The sequence below is a fragment of the Ornithinibacillus xuwenensis genome (assembly GCF_039614845.1).
Classification (GTDB): Bacteria; Bacillota; Bacilli; order Bacillales; family Amphibacillaceae; genus Ornithinibacillus; species Ornithinibacillus xuwenensis.
The window spans coordinates 363,111-381,069 of record NZ_JBDIML010000001.1 but is presented as its reverse complement, the minus strand read 5'-3'; the positions used below and the strand labels follow the sequence as shown (position 1 = coordinate 381,069).

Sequence of the window (17,959 nt, the reverse complement as noted above, 5' to 3'; positions counted from 1 at the left end):
TCCCTCCTCTATTTATCCCGCTTTAAAAACGGTCTAGGAATTACTTGAGCACGCAATCTACGCTTTCTCACTTGAATATCTAAATCTGTTCCTACCATTGCAAAATCTTTTTTCACCAGGGCTAGCCCTATATTTTTTTGTAAGGTAGGTGATTGTGTACCAGAAGTAACGATTCCTACTTCTTCCTCACCACTAAATACCTCATAGCCGTGCCGAGGAATTCCTTTATCAATCATTTCAATTCCTACTAATGTTCTAGTAGGGCCATTTTCTACTTGGTTTTTTAATACTTCTTTGCCGATAAAATCAGCTTCTTTATTAACCTTAACAGCAAAATTTAATCCGGCTTCAATCGGTGTAATATTCGAAGACAGCTCCTGACCATACAATGGCAGGTTTGCCTCAAATCGAAGTGTATCTCTAGCTCCAAGACCAATTGGTAATAGTCCTTTATCACTTCCAGCTTCTAATAAGCGATTCCAAAGACTCGCCCCTGCATCCTTCGTAATATAAATTTCGAAGCCATCCTCACCGGTATAACCAGTTCTGGAAACCAATGCTGGTGTTTTTAGTCCTGATAAGAGGACTTCTCTCTCAAACCTGAAAAACTTAATAGAGCTTAGATCTGTTTCGGTCAGTGTTTGTAAGATTTCTTCAGCTCTTGGTCCTTGTAAGGCTAATTGCACATAATCAGAAGATACATTCTTAAGTTCTACTTCCTCTTTTGTATAATGGTTATTCTGTTTCATCCAATCAAAGTCTTTTTCCGTATTTGCAGCATTTACTACTACTAAATATTCATCAACATCAAGCATATAAATTAGAAAATCATCAACTGTACCACCGTCTTCATAGCACATTAGTGCATACTGCGCTTTATTAGGTATCAATTTTGATACATCATTTGTGGTTAAGTATTGCAGGTAATCCAAGCTTTTGGGGCCCGTTACTAGAATTTCCCCCATATGAGAAACATCAAATAAACCGGCTTTCGTTCTTGTATTCTCATGTTCTTGTTTAATACTAGAAAACTGAACTGGTAAGTCCCAGCCACCAAAATCAATTGTCTTTGCCCCAAGCTTCTCGTATTCAGGGTAGATTGGGGTTCGTTTCAGCTCGCTCAAAATTCCCACTCCTTTTTAAATTTTCTAATTTTTAACCATAAAAATAGAGATTTCTCCTCTTTATTAGGGGAAATCTCTGTCCTTTAACCAGAAAGTTTAACATTTTCACAAATACGAAAATGCGTGCTTCGTGGGTGGTTTACATGTGTAAACGCTCTCCAGAGTTGCGTCCTACAAGAGTACTTTTGCCTGAGAGATTCACAATTTGCTTGCTCCTTCGGCGTTACTTATGTCAAAAACGATAAGTAATCTCTCCCCTTGTAATCATTCGCTTTTTATGAAATTAGAACTTTGTGGTTATACTATGTACAAAATAGTGTTTGTTACTTATATTTCGGATTCATTATACCACACAACTATCAAATTGTGTCTTGTATATTTTATGATTATGAAACTATTGATAAAGGAAGTATATGATGCATAATATAGACATTCTTCAGGAAACAAATTTTATCGATAAACTAGTTGAAAAGCTTGAACTTGATGGTCCTTTTTCTTCATGGGAATTATTTAAGATGGCATATGATGCTGAATTAACTACCATAACAAAAGATTTTAATGGTTTAAGAGCACTAGAATTTTTACCACAAATGGAGTTCTTACCTCATCAAATCGAAACCGCCAAACAAGCGATAGAAGAAATGAATGGTAGAGCGATTTTAGCAGATGAGGTTGGATTAGGTAAAACTATAGAAGCTGGATTAATTTTGAAAGAATATATGATTCGTGGTCTTGTGAAAAAAGTACTCATTATCGTACCAGCATCGTTAGTAAATCAGTGGGTAAAGGAATTGAACGAAAAATTCTTTATACCCGCTGCAGCACATCGTAAGAATTATGCTTGGGACCAATACGATATAATCGTAACATCGATTGATACAGCAAAGCGATCCCCCCATCGGGAAGCAATTTTGGATATCAATTATGATTTTATATTAATTGATGAAGCACATAAATTGAAAAATCACAAAACAAAAAATTATGCTTTTGTCCGTGCATTAAAAAAGAAGTATTGCTTGCTGTTAACAGCAACCCCTGTACAAAATCAATTAATCGAGATTTTCAACCTAGTCTCTATTCTTAAACCTGGTCATTTAGGAAGCTATGAATCATTCTTAGAACAATATGGCAGGGACCGAAAGAAAATAAATCAGGATGTATATTTAAAGCAATTAGTGCAAAAAGTAATGGTTCGTAATACAAGAAAGGATACAGACTTAAATAATGCTAAGCGACATATCGATACTGTATGGATTGACTTTACACCAGAGGAACTCCAGGCTTATAACGAGTTAGATCATATGGTCCAACCATTTTCAACTTTTTCTAAGATAACGTTTTTACGTGAGCTTTGTTCTTCGAGAGAGGCTTGTTTTCTTTCGTTACAAAAGTTTGCGAGTGAAGAAAATCAACATAATCAAGAATACCTTCAGCCTATTCTAGATAAAATCGGTCAGCTTCCACATCACGCTAAAGCAAAAAAAGTTGTAGAACTAATTCAAAATATCGGCGAAGAAAAAGTCATTATATTTACGGAGTACCGCGCTTCTCAGTTTTATCTACAATGGTATTTGCAGCAACATGGTATTAGTTCTGTCCCATTTCGTGGTGGATTTAAGCCAGGAAAAAAGGATTGGATGAAGCAACTTTTCAAAGACAAGGCTCAGGTACTCATTGCAACCGAAGCAGGTGGCGAAGGAATTAACTTGCAGTTCTGTAATCATATGATAAATTATGATTTACCATGGAATCCGATGCGACTTGAACAGCGTATTGGGAGAATACACCGTTACGGCCAGGAAAAAGATGTTCATATTCATAACTTTGCAATTCGCGGAACACTTGAAGAACATATTATGAAGCTACTTTATGAAAAAATTGCATTATTTGAACAGGTTATCGGTCACTTAGATGACATTTTAGCGGAGTTAAATATTAATAGCTTTGAGTCAGAAGTGAAATCAATTATGAATGAATCGTCTTCAACAGGTGAAGTGAAAATTAAACTAGATAACTTAGCTTCCATTATTCATAGTACGCATCAGAATACTGAACAAGAGGAGAACCAGTATGGCAATCCATAATTTAAATCGTTTCTTACAAAGTTACTTTACCGCACACCATTGCCATGTTGCTAATCAGAATGGTGTGTTAAAGATTCAGCTTACGGAAGAAATGGACCGAGCATTAATGAACCGTCCCTTCTACTGGCATTATGTTAAAAAAATGGGGAAAAACGGCGACCCAATGCAGTTAACTTTAATAACGAATCAGGATAATACAGAGGAAAAAGGAGAAAGGATTCATTTTGGTAGTCCTCGTTTACAACAAATTGTAAATCATTTAAAGGAAAATGAGCAATTCACAAAACTCTTTGAGGTTGTTCATGCTGTAAGGAATACAGCCTTACAGCCATGGTTAGTTACGAATATCAAATTAAGCTATATTGGGAAGCGAAATAAAGATGAGATATTCTCACTAGGACTAAACTTAGTGAATGGACAAATGAAAACAGACATGATGGATTTTTTAAATGCAAAAGATCTCCAAATGCAAATTTCTGATTACTGTTATACGATAACGCCTATTATAAAACCTCATAGCGGTTTCAGACGCATATTAACTGTCATTGATCAATATATACAAGACCAAGACCATCAATGGGCAGCAGAGTCAATTGAGGAACTGAAACAAGAAGTTGACTTACTAAAGCATTTTTATCAAGGTGATCGCGATGAGGATGTGGAGCAAATGGAAAAGGAATTACAGGATATTAAAGAACGATATCAGCCAAAGATTCAGTTTTCGGTAGTAAATGGTGGCATCTTTTATTTAACAGGAAATTAAAATAGCAGGTCTACATGCTAAACCTGCTATTCTGCCCGTTTAAAGATTGATTTTATAGCAACTGGCAAAACACCAAACCATCTGTTTCCAATAGGAAGATGATTTCTTTGTGCCTTTATATCCGTTCTTCTCTTTTTACGTTCTTCCTTCGGTAAATCCATGTAGGATACAACTTGCTGTGTCATAAATTTCACATAATCATTTCCTTTTATCTGTACCACCTCTTTTTACAATGAATTATGTTTATCTTTGACGTTTATGATTCTCTTTATACGAATATATTTTATGATTTCATTAACTTGCTCCTGTAGCGTGAGCTTATCGCCATCGACGATGAAATCTGCTATCTGATTATACAGCTTAATTCTTTTGTCAAACAATGCTTGCTTATTCGTATCATCCTTCCATAAAGGTCTTGAATGATCATGTGCAAGTCGGCTACTTATTTCAGAAAAGGAAGTCTTTAAATAAATGATGATTCCATTTTGTTTCATATAATTAATGTTTTCATTTTTTTCAACAACCCCTCCACCAGTCGATATTAGTGGTTTATCCGTTATTTCCTTTAACACCTTTGTTTCATATAAACGGAATACCTCTTCTCCATCCTCTTGAAAAATATCCACTATTTTTCTTTTTTGCTGGAACTCTATTTCATTGTCGATATCGATAAAAGGAATAGCTAACCTTTGGCTTATCAGCCTAGCAATGGTTGATTTGCCACTACCCATAAAACCTATGAAGTATATGTATGTCATTGTGGTACACCCTTTTTAAAATTTTTTTAAGAATTAAGAAGGATTATAGCAATTGATGTCGAATTGATATATGCAGCAAAATAATCTGACGTACTGGAGGTGTGCATCCATTGAATCCCGCGGAAACACTTTCGCAACAATTACTCTCTATCGCCATCAAATCCAACGCCACTGATATTCACTTCTATCCCTTCAAAGCAAATACCAAAGTTTATTTAAGAGTAAATGGAACAAGAATCTTATATAAATCGTTAACCATGTCACAGTACAAATTACTTCTTACCTATTATAAGTTTACATCAGGAATGGATATTGGTGAAATTAGAAAACCACAAAACGGAATAATCACACATTTCCATAAAAGTAAAACCGTTTCCCTCCGCTTATCAACCTTACCCGTTAATCACTACGAAAGTCTTGCCATTCGACTATTACCCCAAGATGATACGCTATCACTTGAACATCTTTTTCTTTTCCAGCAGCAATTCCAAAAAGTAAAACAATGGATGAAGAACAAAGCCGGATTAATATTATTCTCTGGCCCTACAGGAAGTGGGAAAACGACAACATTATATGCGTTACTCCAATCTGTATTAGAGGAAGAATCCTATCAAACGATTACTTTAGAAGACCCAATCGAAAAGAATATCCACGACATACTTCAGGTACAGGTTAATGAAAAAGCGGGAATAACATACCAATCTGGTTTAAAAGCCGCTCTTAGACATGACCCTGACATCATCATGGTTGGTGAAATACGAGACCAACAAACAGCGCGGTTTGCGCTAGAAGCCTCTCTAACTGGACATCTCGTACTCAGTACCATTCACGCAAAAGATACAGAGGGTACCATTCAACGATTATTGGAAATGGGATTAACTCCCACTAATCTTCAACAATCCCTCATCGGAATATCATCCATTCAACTGCTCCCCCTCAGCACCTATTCTAGAAAAGAACAACGGGCAGCAATTCTGGAAATTCTAGAGAACAAATTATTAGAGGATGTGATTTCAGGAAAGGAAAGAGCATTGAAGAATAGCATATATTCCTTCCAACATTTAAGAAAGAAGGCATTCCTTTATGGGTTTATTTCAAAAGATACATTTGAAGACAAATAAGCAACAAGTAAGCACACAACTTCAACTTCGTTTTTTACAACGGTTATCAAGAGTACTTTCTAATGGTTATTCTCTATTATCTGCATTGGAGACGTTAAGATGGGACAAAACATTGCATACGATAACCAATCCTATTATCGCCGATTTAAAGAGTGGTTTAAGTATTGATCAATCACTAGAAAAATTAAGATTTAATGAATTCATTACAACATACCTTTTCTTTGCAAAAGAATATGGTGACCTAGAAAGCAGTATTAAAAAGTGTGTGGATATCTACGAAGAAAGAATCCGTTATCAACAAAAACTTACCCAAGTCATCCGATATCCTATTATTTTATTAATTGTTTTTTCTTTTGTATTTTTCTTTATTCAACAATCCGTTATTCCGAATATTTTGCTATTGTTCCAAAATAGTCATCAGAAGCTTTCCGCCATAACTTTTTCTGTTTTCATTTCATCTGTCATCTACTATTCCTTCATTACTTTGATGCTGCTTATCATATTGACAAAATGGTTGTGGAAACGATTTAAATCCAAATTTCCGATATCGTCTCAGATTAAGATTTATACGACCATTCCAATATACAGAAGCTTCTTAAAGCTAAATACCTCATACCAATTTTCTACACATATGAGCTCTCTATTAAGGACTGGCTTATCATTAAAAGATGTTCTTATCATTATATCCAAACAAACCAAGCTCCCCATTCTATCTCATTATGCAACTATCATTGCAGATGGATTAAACCAAGGAATCCATGCTGCTGACATCGTTCTTGAGCTACCCTTGATGAAGGCTCAACTCGCTGAAATATTTCAGAAAAACATAAACACGAATACCCTTCAAAAAGATTTAGAAATCTATGCAATATTTCTAACTGATGAACTAAATAAGCGGATCCTCAAAAGTATTACGTATATTCAGCCAATATTTTTCATGGCATTAGGTTTGGTTATTATTTGCATCTATCTATCATTGATATTACCAATGTATCACTATATGGAAACCATTTAAAGGAGTGAGAATATGAGTAAAAATCAAGCGGGATTTACCTTAATTGAAATGTTGATTGTACTACTCATCGTATCGATTTTAATGTTATTAATTATTCCAAATTTAGGTAACAAGAGTAACGATGTTCAAGTGAAAGGATGTGAAGCATTAGTAACTGTCGTTCAAACGCAAGTGGATTCATTTTACTTAGAGAATCATTCTTATCCTAATAACCTTGATGAATTGGTTCAAGAAAACTACATCTATGAGAATCAAGTATATTGCAACAATCCTAATTTTCCACTGAGCTATTCCTCTACCACTGGAAAGGTCTCCCCTCCCCCTCATGAGAACGACTAACCAAAAGGGATTCACCCTTATTGAGTCATTAGTCGTACTTACCATATGGTTGATGATACTTTCTTTAAGTGTTCCATTGATAAACAGCCTTTATCATAAAAAAACAGAAGAATTCTTTTTTAATACACTTCAGTACGATATTTTATATGTTCAAAGCCAAGCAATCGGTTCCAATGACTATGTTCGTATCATTCTTGAAAAACAAAGCTACATCCTAGTTGATTCAGCAAATCAGGAAACAATACGAAAATTGCCAAAAGGATGGAGCTTAGATCGTCGAACATTAGATACAATATCATTTAATTCTAACGGGGCAATCAGAAAGGCAGGTACAATACAGATTCAAACAAATCGAACGAAATATAAAATTGTATTTCCGCTCGGAAAAGGACGTGGATATATTGTTAAACAGTAATGGATTTACGGTAACGGAATCCCTTATTTCACTTTCAATCCTAATCATCATTACCACAGCATGGATCCCCTTATATTCACTCATTTCACAAGAAAAACAAATTCACAGTGATAAGCGCATCATTACTGATCAATTACATGACGAATTACAGTTAGTGCTATGGGATAATAATACGCTTCTTCCAAAGGTTTCTGAAAAAACAATAGGAGCAACACCTGTTAAGCTTTCCTTTAAGCTAACCAAGGAGAGTCTTATAAAAGGCTGTGCTCAGTGGAATAACATTGCACAACGCTCAGAAGAGGTATGTCTTTATGGTTATCAAAACTAATGAAAATGGTTTTACCCTTTACACAACGTTAATAGCAATCACGATTATCGCCATTTGTATAACACTCCAATTAGCCATATTACGAGCTCTCCATCAAAATACTTATTACGATCAAATATCGATTCAGCAGTTTTTCAACCTGATTCAACGGGAAGTAATAGAAGCAAATGGATACTCCGTTGGGAAGGATATAATAAATCTTGAATTAGATAATGGTGAGATTGCAACCATTGAGCAATATGGTACGTTAATCCGCCGCCAGGTGAATCATGTAGGACATGAAATCTATTTAAGAGACATTAAGAGCTTTGCTGTATATTCGTTATTGAACGGTTTTAAAATTCACATTCAAACAAAAAAAGGAGATTCGTATGAAAAAATCATTGTCTATTATCCGTAATCAGAAAGGAATTACCTTTCCCTCTGTATTATTACTGACTTCACTAGTTTTATTACATCTCTCCTTCAGTATTATTTCATTTAGCCATGATATCCGGATTACAGCAAATCATATGGAACAGATAAAAGCACAAACACTATTTCAAATAGGATATGAACGCTATGAGGAAGAATTTCTTCAGAAAAAAGATTTTCGAAGTACGACGTATGAATCCCCTGATGGAGTTAATCATATTAATATTAGTCAAATGGCTGATAATACGCTACTGCTACACTTTAACATCGTTACAAATGAAGATTATCATTACACTGTCACAAAAAAGTTAAATTTAGCAACTAAGTCACATAACTAGTTAAAACTTGTTCACACTAGTATGTAGAATGAACAAAATGCCAAATTGTTTTGATATTCATACAGGTTCTATATAAGTTTCATTTACAATCTTTACATCCTCGTATATAATAACATTGATGAAGTCAGCGAAAAGGAGGGGAAATCATGGATCGAATGTTTCGAGTCCTTGCCTTCTGGACAGGTATATTTACAGTAATGTTTTATGTTGGTGGTATGACAAACACTGCATTACTTTTCTTAGTTCAGACGGTATTTTTCCTTACAGTAAGTTACTTAAAATTATCTGAGCGTATGTATATGTACTTGTTCGGAGCTTATTGTACTGTTTTCTTTATAGGTTTTACATGGTATTCAGAATTTATTTTAGTGCCTGGTTTTGGGCATTAATAAAAAACAAAAACCCTGCTTACATATCGTTTCAATCGCAGGGTTTTTGTTTTGCCTATTTTTGTGAAATAAATGGATTATTCCTTTTCTCTTCCTCTATAGTTGTATGAGGACCATGACCAGAATAGACAACAGTTTCATCAGGTAGTCGATAGAATATATTCCTAATTGTCTCCTCTATCCGACCATAATCTCCCCCGGGTAAATCGGTTCTTCCAATTCCTTGATAAAATAAGACATCTCCACTAACAATGAACTTGCTATTTTCAAAGTAAAAACTAATACTTCCTGGCGAATGACCAGGTGTATGGAAAACATCAAAGTCAAATTGAGAGATTTTCGTCTTCCCCGGTTTTAGTAAAAAGTCTGGTTCTTTAGTTGTAATTTCATTACCGATAAATAGCTTAGAGCCATTTAATTCTGGATTATCTAACCAAGTCTTCTCTTCTTCATGCATATAAACAGGAAATTGATAATATTGGCGTAATTCCTCGACTGCACCGATGTGGTCGAAGTGACCATGCGTCAATAAAATAGCTTCTGGATTAAGTTGATTCTTGGTAAAATAATCAACTAGAACATGACTATCTCCACCCGGATCGATAATAATTGCATGACGTTCCTGGTAAATAAGATAGCAGTTCGTTCCTAAAGGTCCTAATGAAAATTGTTTTATGTTCATCCTATCAACACCCTCACATCTGTTAACAATAATAGAAAATAAAATATGTACTTGATTTTCTCGACAAATTCAACATTTTATACTAGAATAAATGTGTTAGTATGATACATATTATTATAAATGGTTTTATAACACAAACAAAGAATATTTGCATGAAACATAAGGAGGTTTTCTGAAACTATGTCACCACATATCGTATTGGGTATCCTATTTTTAATTGTAGCAATCGTATCGGTTGTATCCGTTATTCGTCAATTAAAATATAGAAACTTTTTCGCCCTAGGTTTTTCTGCAGTATCTGTTCTTGTATTTGGATTCTTCTCCATCAGCACCATTATTTCATCTATAAAAGGCGTACTATAATTTAATCTTACAAAAAGAAAAAGCTGCTAATGCAGCTTTTTTATTTTAATTCGCTTCTTTAAAATCAACAAATCGGAATAAATCACCGTATATAATATCATCTGAATAACCAAGTTCTGTTTCTACTTTTTCGGTTAACTGTGAACAAGCATCTGTTTGACTTTCCTCTACCGGGGCTCCAGTTTCAAAGTTATAACAAGTATCATGAGTGTATATATAGTCTTTCGTAATAAAATCTCCATTTCGAAGAATGATATATTCTTTACGGTCCTCGTTAAATAAGTCATTTCCAAAATAGATGTCATCTTCAACTTCAATACCTAACAAACTAAGGATGGTTGGCTTCATATCGATTTGACCAGCGATAGTTGATTTAACTTCTCCTTCTCCATGCCCTGGAATATGGACAAACAATGGAACTCGTTGTAATTGCACGTGATCATAAGGTGTAATTTCTTCCTTATCTAAGTATTGGCTCATTGCTTTGTTGTGATTGGAACTAATACCATAATGATCTCCCATAATTATGATAATGGAATTTTCATATAAACCAGCATCCTTTAACTGTGTAAAGAATTGTTCAATGGACTCATCCATATATCTTACAGTAGGGAAAAAATTGTTTAACGTATTTGAATTAGAATCGTATCTGTCGATTGATTGATCTTGTTCATCCAGTTCAAATGGAAAATGATTCGTTAATGTTATGAACTTTGTATAGAACGGCTCTTCGAGTGTTTGTAAATATTTCATTGATTGTTCAAAAAACGACTTATCTTTTAATCCCCATCCGATACTATTAGTGGATGTTACTTCATATGCATCCTCATCATAGAAATAATCAAAACCTAAATTTGGATACATTTGATCACGGTTATAGAAGCTCTTATTATTAGCGTGAAAGACAGCAGAGTAATAGCCTTCATTACCTAATAGTTCAGGAAGTGCATGATATTCGTTTTGACCATGTGTAAAGAATACAGCACCTCTTGACAATGGGTAGAGCGAATTTTCAACTAGAAATTCAGAATCAGATGTTTTCCCTTGCTCTGTTTGATGATAGAAATTTTCAAAGTAATAGGTGTCTCCATCCTCTGTTAAACCATTTAAAAATGGCGTGATTTCCTGACCATTAACCGTATTATTAATAACAAAGCTTTGTAATGATTCTGCAGAAATGAAGATAACATTTCTATCCTCTGCAATTCCAAATAATTCTGATTTACCAGACTGTTCAATGTCGGTTTCGACATACTCCTTAATTGATGGTAATTCACTTCCATCTGCAAATACATGCTGCGTTTTAACCTTTGAATGCAATGCTAAATCGTAAATATGATAATTGAATAAACCAACGTATTTTACTAAATATTCACGGTCGAATGCACGAGTAAAAAGCTGTGGTCTTTCCATTTCAGCAAGGAAAAAGTTTCCTACTATTAATGCTAATGATAGCGCCAATGTACATACTTTTCCACTTCTAGGATACTTCGTAGTCACCTTATCCTGTTTCGCTTTACTTAAATACCAAATTACAATTACATCTACAAATAACAAGATGTCATACAGCTTTATAAGCGATAAGATACTCTCACCTAAATCGCCTGCATTACCGCCTTGGAACAATTGCGGAACGGTAATAAAGTCTGAAAAAGATCGATAGAATACTAGATTAGCAAAAATAATTAGGGTTCCAATTAATGTCATATACCGCAAGTATTTCATCTGTCTCGATGGCTTTCTTATCCATACACTGATAGCGAAAATAATAAAAGCAGACACAAACGGGTTGATTACTAAAATAAACTCTTGCATCGCATTCTCAATTTCTAAATGAAAGAGAAAACGATATACAATATACGTTTTGATTCCAAATAATATCGTTGCTACTACATATAAAGGAATCTTAACTCCTTTAATAAACATACTATATCCTCCTATGAAACTACTGCATTATATATATGCTTCAAGTTACTTCTTGTAACGGCAAACGGATAAAACAGGAAAAACATCCTATACAATAAGACGATTGACAACACTAAAAAGTTTCAAAAAATTTACAAATAATTTTAAATGCTACCTACGCATTAATTAATTGCTGCTTCACCAAATAGGCTGCACCAATAATCCCGGCATCATTTCCTAATTCCGCCAAGCTTAATTCACATGCTTCACTTGCTCTAGGTAAGGCATATTTATTAAAAGCATTTCGTATTGGTGAAAGTAACTGGTCTCCTGCTTTCGATACGCCTCCGCCAATTAATATCTTGGAAGGGTTTAAGGTTGCGGTCATATTGGCGATTACTAAGCCAATCACATCTGCTATATGTTCAATAATTTTCATCGAATCTTGATCACCCAACTCAGCCAATGCAAAAATATCCTTTGCTGATAGGGTGCCATTTTCATGATATACTTCAGCTAATTTGCTTGCTGAATCGTTTTCAATGATTTTCATTGCTTGACGTACAATACCAGTTGCAGATGCAATTGTCTCTAAACATCCCCTTCTACCACAATTGCAAGGGTAACCGTTCGGATCTACCGTTATATGCCCAATCTCACCAGCGGTGCCATTTACCCCATTTAATATATTCCCTCCTGCAATTACGCCACCACCAACACCTGTGCCTAAAGTAATCGCAATCACATCATTCGAATTATGTCCAGCACCTAACCAGTTTTCTCCTAATACTGCAATATTGGCATCATTTTCTGCAAACACTGGTAATCCTGATTTACGAGATAAATAGTCTGATAGCTCAAAATCTCTCCAGCCAATGTTTACTGCTTCATAAACATACCCGTTCTTACTATCTATAAAACCAGGAGCTCCTACTCCAATTCCAAGGAATTCACCTTGATGAATTGAAAGTTCTTTCGCTCTATGTGAAATCGCGTTCCATATATCATCTACAATTGACGTACCTGCACTATCTGTGTTCGTATGAATTTCCCACTTCGTTATGATTTCCCCATTAGATTTAATAAAACCAATTTTTACAGTAGTACCTCCAATGTCTACTCCCACAATCACATTTTTATTCATATTTTCTCACCTTTTTCAGTATGAAGTCTGTTTACCTCTTTACGTAATAATAAGATTGCTAGTTGATATTCTTCTATATCAATACATCCCGCTTTGTATAGTTCATTAATTTCAATTTGCATTAGCTCCATATCAACAAGCCGGTCTCCTGTATAAATAAAGGTTCCGAACCGTTTTAAAATTTGCTGAACATCATAAATCGTTTTCATCAAATCACCATACATATTATACCAATTAGTTGTCATGAATTATAGTCTTTTTGCATAAATAAAGACCCAGATAATTATCGGTCTGGGTCTTTCGGATGTAAAATAGTTGGTCTGCGATTTTTCAACGGAATAGGAGTTCGAATTAACACATCTCGAAACGCTCGAAACGAAAAAGGAAGTAATGGCCAAAAATATGGCACCTCAAAGGATTTCATACGCGATGTATAGATAATCCACATCAATGTACCTGCCATATATCCACTTACTCCAAACGATGCTGTAATCAATAATAGAAAGATTCTAACAATCCGATTGGCCAAGCTTAATTCATAGCTAGGTGTTGCATACGTACCAATAGCAGCAACAGCAAGATAGAGGATGACTTCATATGAGAACAAGCCCACTTCAATTGCCACTTGGCCAATTAATATAGCCGCTACAAGTCCAATTGCAGTAGCCAATGCTGTTGGAGTATGAATGGCGGCCATTCTTAGCATATCTATCCCAATTTCCGCAATAAGGAACTGTGCTAAAATAGGAACGGCTCCTAATTCATTTGGTCCAATGAAAGACAAGGATTCTGGCAATAAATCTGGATTCACAGAAAATAAGTAGTATAAAGGCAGTATAAAAATAGATGCCCATACAGCAAAAAATCTTACCATTCTGAGGTACGCACCAATTAAAGGCTTTTGACGATATTCCTCTGCGTGCTGTAAATGATGCCAGTAAGTTGTCGGTGTCATCATCACACTTGGAGAGCCATCAATAATGATTAAAACATGTCCTTCGTATAAATGCGTTGCCGCGGTATCAGGTCTTTCTGTATACCTTACTGTTGGAAATGGATTCCAATGTCGCCCACTAATGTATTCTTCAATCGTTTTCTCAGCCATTGGAAGTCCATCCGTATCAATTTCCTTCATTTTGTTTTTTAAATCTTCTACTCTATTCTCATCCGCAATGTCGGCGATATAACAAATACAAATATCAGTGAGTGATCTTCTACCAATTTGCATATATTCCATACGGAGAGAACGATCTCGAACACGTCTTCTTGTTAGTGCGGTATTGAAGACAATTGTTTCCACATATCCGTCTCGAGACCCTCGAACGACACGTTCAAGGTCAGGTTCACCAGGTGAACGTACCGGATAGGTTCTGGCATCAATAATGATGACTTTATCTAATCCTTCGACTAATAGAGCAGTTGGACCACCAAGCACTAAGTCTGATGCTTGATTTAAGTCATCTACCTGGTCAAGCTCCACATATGGTAAGTAAGTCTTTATCAGCTTCGTTAATGGATTAGGTTCGAGATCTTCAGGATTGAGCTTTGCGAGTAATTTCATTAGTAGATGTAATATATCATCCTTTACAAAGCCATCAATAAAAAACATGGACATATTTCTACCTGCATATTCCAAATCCAAGTGAACGATATCGAAACTCTTATCCACTTGTAAACGATCATGAATATACGTATTATTCTCTTCAAAAGTTGTGAAAAGTGATTGTTTTTCTTTTTCCATACTGCCTCCGGTAATGCAAAAATTTAATACTACTAGTTTTAGCACACCACCAATTTCTATGCACCTGTTTCCGTATTCATAAAGACTCGTATAGTCACATATAGTGGAATAAATGTATCATGCACCATTGTTAAAAAATTTTAAGAGGATGCGATGCGATGCAAAAGAAAATAGTACTGGCTCTCTTTGTTATGGTGACAACTTTCGGAATTTATTTCGCTGTAAAAATAAATAGCGTTCCAACGATAACCTACTTTCCTCTTGAATATGGGACAAGCTTTGTAGATGCGAAAACTACACTAGAACGTACTAATGAAGATGGAAGCAAGGCTAGCTATTCAATTAACTGGGATGTTACTTCTAAGACAGAAGAAGTATTGTACCTCCGGCAAGATGTTTCCTTACTATTTGGAAATGGACAGGTGCTCGGAATGCGAAGTCAGTGGAAAGAGGATGCTGATACGATACACTTTTCCGAAAATATTAAGGAAGAAAATGAGTTAAAGTGGGAATCCATTACATTTCATTATGGTGAGATCCATAAAAATGAGGATTCTATTAGAAGTATACAAAAGCTATCTCAGGATACAATGTTTGTCATAAAGGAGAACAATGCATTTAACTCATTTCACAAGCCTGAAACAACCAATCAAGCAAATTCTATAGCGAAACTAGATACACTTACCCAAAAGAAGTTATTAGCACATTGGCAAGATTTACTATTCCACTTCCATCTTGATATTAATGATTATTACAGTATTCCACTTACTGATCTTTATGAATATCAAGCTAAGGCATTCCCCTCGTTTGATAAGAGAAGTTCGGATCGAATTATGGGGCAGCTTTGGGAGGGAATATATAAAAATTACATTATTCCATATATTGGTTCAAAGGAAAAACTTGAAGGCTATATTCCCTTAATATTAATAGAAAAAGAAGGAAATCATTTATTGGTTCTATTTGAAATGAATGGTCAGAAGGAAAAACTAATTCAAAAAATAAGATGATACATTACTAAAAGGAGAATAAGTACTTTGTATACTTATTCTCCCGTAATATTCTTGTACAACTCTTCAATTCGTAGATCGGATGGAATTAATTCGTATGCTTTTCGAATCAGTTCTTCTGCCCTGTCATCTCCGACCTCTTGATAAAGTAGTGCTAAATTATAATAAGCCTCAGGTAATTCTTTCGGATTTTCGAGAACGTTAATACATTGTTCTAAGTCCTCAATTGCAGGCTCTATTTGTTCTAATTGACTATAGGCATAGGAACGCTGAAATAATAGTAATGCCTCAAATCCTTTAGGGTTCGCTAATCCTTTTGTAGCACCCTCGACAATTTCTTCATATCGTTCTTCTTGTAGCAGCATATTAATATTTAATGTCTGGTAGGATGCCTTATTCGGGTTCTGTTCCATACCGAATAAAAAGATTCCAATTACTAAAACAACATAGATGATAAATGCGATAGCTTGCGTTCGTAATTTTCTTTTTTTTGGTAGATGGACAATACCCGCTGCAATAAATCCAGCAACTAATCCACCCATGTGGGCTATCACATCTAGTTGCGGGAGAAAAAAACCTAACCCGATATTTAAAGCAAGTACCATTAAAATATTCTTACCAATCGTTTGATAAAAGACCCGCTTGTAAAACAAACCAAAATAAATGAAGGCACCAAACAAGCCATATAGTGCACCCGAAGCCCCTGCTGAAATATTGGTAACAAAGGCAAAACTAGCGATGCTTGCGGCAACTCCCGCTAAGATATACATACTAATAAACCGGATAGATCCATACATTTTCTCTGCAAGTGATCCAAAATAATATAAAAAGAGCATATTCGATGCAAAATGTAAGAATCCGATATGGAGGAACATAGAGGTAAATAATCGCCACCATTCCCCATCTACTATAGCGGGATTAAATTTCGCACCAAAATCAATGAGTGTTTGATTTGTTAAGCTACCGCCATTAATTTCTAATAGAAGGTAGAGGATAGCATTTATACCAATCAGCAAGTAGGTGAAGATTGGCTTTCCAAAGGTGAATAAAGCTTCTTCTTCCTTTTGCTTATGTTGAATCTTTTTCACAAGTTCTAGTTTTGCATTTTGAATAGCTTTCTCTACTTGCTCCTCAGGTAATATTTCTTTCGCTTCTTGTTGAAAAGAAACTTGTAGGTTTTCGCTTAATCGGTTTTTCTCCTTGTAAAAATCTTCACCTGATAAATAATACGTCATCATTTTAATTGGATTCTTCTCTTGTATGATCATAGGCTTCTTCAACATTTCCCAGCTATCAACTGGTGTATGTGGAGAAATATACACATTATGTACCTCAATATTTTTTCCCTGAAGCATTTTTCGCATGGCATTTGTCTTTTGGAATACTTGGGCGATGTCTTTCTTTAAGTGGTTTTTCCAATCAAATCCAATAGTTGAAATACGAACTATTAATGATTTCTTCTGCTCTAATTTTTCTAACCATACTTCTTCTACTTTATCGTTTATATATAAAACATCATAACCATTTTCCTGGCTCAACTGATGTGCAAGTGAGTACATTACATATGCTTCTTCTCTTTCCATTTGTTCCCCTCCCTTATACCATCATATCAAACTATCGCATTTATTACTTATAGGAAAGTATGATGATAGTTGAAGCTACTACCGATAGTTTTTTATGATACCAGTATAATAAAAAAATTGCTATTAATCACGACTTAATCTTTCGTTTAATCGCAATAAAAAAAGCTGTGCAAGACAGCTTTCGATTCATTGGGTAGGTGAATTTGTCGATTGATTAAATAAACTTGGCAAAATGTTTTTACGAATGGATGGCATTCTCATAGAAGCTGACACAGCAATCCTTCTAAGAAAGCTGACCGCTAATACAGCATTCATCAGTTTATATCGCCACTTATATAAGACTGAGATTGCAGCTATAACACCAGATAAAATGAAAATTATCCTCATCATGTCGAACCCCTCTTCCTGTAGTTTGGCATGATTAGTTTTTTCAATCTAGGTGAAAA

22 protein-coding genes and 2 riboswitches are annotated in these 17,959 nt (G+C 35.0%); of the genes, 12 read left to right on the top strand and 10 right to left on the bottom strand.

Annotation, left to right across the window (positions count from 1 at the left end):
• Positions 1-8: 8 nt before the first annotated feature.
• A complete protein-coding gene (gcvT, locus tag ABC228_RS02300; protein ID WP_345823466.1) occupies positions 9-1,124 on the bottom strand; it encodes a glycine cleavage system aminomethyltransferase GcvT in 1,116 nt (371 codons plus the stop codon).
• Positions 1,125-1,198: 74 nt separating this feature from the next.
• Positions 1,199-1,288, bottom strand: a riboswitch (glycine riboswitch).
• A 3-nt stretch (positions 1,289-1,291) separates the two neighbouring features.
• A riboswitch (glycine riboswitch) is annotated at positions 1,292-1,392 on the bottom strand.
• 148 nt (positions 1,393-1,540) lie between these two features.
• Here gcvT and ABC228_RS02295 point away from each other — a divergent pair.
• The gene (locus ABC228_RS02295; RefSeq protein WP_345823465.1) at positions 1,541-3,208 is read left to right on the top strand and encodes a DEAD/DEAH box helicase; all 1,668 of its coding nucleotides are present in this window, start codon (positions 1,541-1,543) and stop codon (positions 3,206-3,208) included.
• Positions 3,195-3,971, top strand: a complete 777-nt coding sequence (locus ABC228_RS02290; RefSeq protein WP_345823464.1) for a YqhG family protein — start codon at positions 3,195-3,197, stop codon at positions 3,969-3,971. Before ABC228_RS02295 ends, ABC228_RS02290 begins: the two co-directional genes overlap by 14 nt.
• Positions 3,972-3,997: 26 nt before the next feature.
• Here the strand turns inward: ABC228_RS02290 and ABC228_RS02285 are convergent, their stop codons facing one another.
• A complete protein-coding gene (locus ABC228_RS02285) occupies positions 3,998-4,183 on the bottom strand; it encodes a YqzE family protein (protein ID WP_345824149.1) in 186 nt (61 codons plus the stop codon).
• Positions 4,184-4,198: 15 nt separating this feature from the next.
• Entirely contained in the window at positions 4,199-4,729 is a 531-nt protein-coding gene (locus ABC228_RS02280; RefSeq protein WP_345823463.1) for a shikimate kinase, read from the bottom strand.
• A 110-nt stretch (positions 4,730-4,839) separates the two neighbouring features.
• On the opposite strand from ABC228_RS02280, the gene comGA reads away from it, so the two are divergent.
• The 8 genes from comGA (at position 4,840) to ABC228_RS02240 (ending at position 9,088) form a co-directional block, all read left to right on the top strand.
• The gene (gene comGA, locus ABC228_RS02275; protein ID WP_427902202.1) at positions 4,840-5,850 is read left to right on the top strand and encodes a competence type IV pilus ATPase ComGA; all 1,011 of its coding nucleotides are present in this window, start codon (positions 4,840-4,842) and stop codon (positions 5,848-5,850) included.
• Positions 5,813-6,865 carry a competence type IV pilus assembly protein ComGB gene (gene comGB / locus ABC228_RS02270; RefSeq protein WP_345823461.1) on the top strand — a complete coding sequence of 351 codons (1,053 nt, stop codon included), beginning with the start codon at positions 5,813-5,815 and terminating at the stop codon, positions 6,863-6,865. Before comGA ends, comGB begins: the two co-directional genes overlap by 38 nt.
• Before the next feature lie 12 nt (positions 6,866-6,877).
• Positions 6,878-7,204 (top strand): competence type IV pilus major pilin ComGC, encoded by a 327-nt coding sequence (gene comGC / locus ABC228_RS02265; protein WP_345823460.1) that lies wholly within the window; start codon positions 6,878-6,880, stop codon positions 7,202-7,204.
• Positions 7,191-7,619: a competence type IV pilus minor pilin ComGD gene (gene comGD, locus ABC228_RS02260; RefSeq protein WP_345823459.1), complete on the top strand. Its 429-nt coding sequence runs from the start codon at positions 7,191-7,193 to the stop codon at positions 7,617-7,619. Before comGC ends, comGD begins: the two co-directional genes overlap by 14 nt.
• On the top strand, positions 7,606-7,947 hold the full coding sequence (locus tag ABC228_RS02255; protein WP_345823458.1) for a hypothetical protein: 342 nt from the start codon (positions 7,606-7,608) through the stop codon (positions 7,945-7,947). The genes comGD and ABC228_RS02255 overlap by 14 nt, the downstream gene beginning before the upstream one ends.
• Positions 7,931-8,347: a competence type IV pilus minor pilin ComGF gene (locus ABC228_RS02250; RefSeq protein ID WP_345823457.1), complete on the top strand. Its 417-nt coding sequence runs from the start codon at positions 7,931-7,933 to the stop codon at positions 8,345-8,347. Before ABC228_RS02255 ends, ABC228_RS02250 begins: the two co-directional genes overlap by 17 nt.
• Positions 8,319-8,699, top strand: a complete 381-nt coding sequence (locus tag ABC228_RS02245) for a hypothetical protein (RefSeq protein ID WP_345823456.1) — start codon at positions 8,319-8,321, stop codon at positions 8,697-8,699. Before ABC228_RS02250 ends, ABC228_RS02245 begins: the two co-directional genes overlap by 29 nt.
• Positions 8,700-8,845: 146 nt before the next feature.
• Positions 8,846-9,088 carry a DUF2626 domain-containing protein gene (locus tag ABC228_RS02240; protein ID WP_047979920.1) on the top strand — a complete coding sequence of 81 codons (243 nt, stop codon included), beginning with the start codon at positions 8,846-8,848 and terminating at the stop codon, positions 9,086-9,088.
• Positions 9,089-9,143: 55 nt separating this feature from the next.
• Here ABC228_RS02240 and ABC228_RS02235 read toward each other — a convergent pair whose 3' ends face one another.
• Positions 9,144-9,770 (bottom strand): MBL fold metallo-hydrolase, encoded by a 627-nt coding sequence (locus ABC228_RS02235; RefSeq protein WP_345823455.1) that lies wholly within the window; start codon positions 9,768-9,770, stop codon positions 9,144-9,146.
• 180 nt (positions 9,771-9,950) lie between these two features.
• Here ABC228_RS02235 and ABC228_RS02230 point away from each other — a divergent pair, with 180 nt between their 5' ends.
• On the top strand, positions 9,951-10,133 hold the full coding sequence (locus ABC228_RS02230) for a DUF2759 family protein (RefSeq protein ID WP_345823454.1): 183 nt from the start codon (positions 9,951-9,953) through the stop codon (positions 10,131-10,133).
• A gap of 45 nt (positions 10,134-10,178) precedes the next feature.
• Here ABC228_RS02230 and ABC228_RS02225 read toward each other — a convergent pair whose 3' ends face one another.
• The 4 genes from ABC228_RS02225 to ABC228_RS02210 form a co-directional block, all read right to left on the bottom strand.
• A complete protein-coding gene (locus ABC228_RS02225) occupies positions 10,179-12,059 on the bottom strand; it encodes an LTA synthase family protein (RefSeq protein WP_345823453.1) in 1,881 nt (626 codons plus the stop codon).
• 154 nt (positions 12,060-12,213) lie between these two features.
• Positions 12,214-13,182 (bottom strand): ROK family glucokinase, encoded by a 969-nt coding sequence (locus tag ABC228_RS02220; RefSeq protein WP_345823452.1) that lies wholly within the window; start codon positions 13,180-13,182, stop codon positions 12,214-12,216.
• A complete protein-coding gene (locus ABC228_RS02215; protein ID WP_345824148.1) occupies positions 13,179-13,391 on the bottom strand; it encodes a YqgQ family protein in 213 nt (70 codons plus the stop codon). Before ABC228_RS02215 ends, ABC228_RS02220 begins: the two co-directional genes overlap by 4 nt.
• A gap of 74 nt (positions 13,392-13,465) precedes the next feature.
• Complete coding sequence (locus ABC228_RS02210) at positions 13,466-14,923, bottom strand: spore germination protein (protein WP_345823451.1); 1,458 nt, start codon at positions 14,921-14,923, stop codon at positions 13,466-13,468.
• Positions 14,924-15,081: 158 nt separating this feature from the next.
• Here ABC228_RS02210 and ABC228_RS02205 point away from each other — a divergent pair, with 158 nt between their 5' ends.
• Positions 15,082-15,930, top strand: a complete 849-nt coding sequence (locus ABC228_RS02205; RefSeq protein ID WP_345823450.1) for a hypothetical protein — start codon at positions 15,082-15,084, stop codon at positions 15,928-15,930.
• Positions 15,931-15,965: 35 nt separating this feature from the next.
• Here ABC228_RS02205 and ABC228_RS02200 read toward each other — a convergent pair whose 3' ends face one another.
• Entirely contained in the window at positions 15,966-17,513 is a 1,548-nt protein-coding gene (locus ABC228_RS02200; protein WP_345823449.1) for a rhomboid family intramembrane serine protease, read from the bottom strand.
• Positions 17,514-17,699: 186 nt separating this feature from the next.
• The gene (locus tag ABC228_RS02195; RefSeq protein WP_345823448.1) at positions 17,700-17,903 is read right to left on the bottom strand and encodes a hypothetical protein; all 204 of its coding nucleotides are present in this window, start codon (positions 17,901-17,903) and stop codon (positions 17,700-17,702) included.
• Positions 17,904-17,959 lie beyond the last annotated feature (56 nt).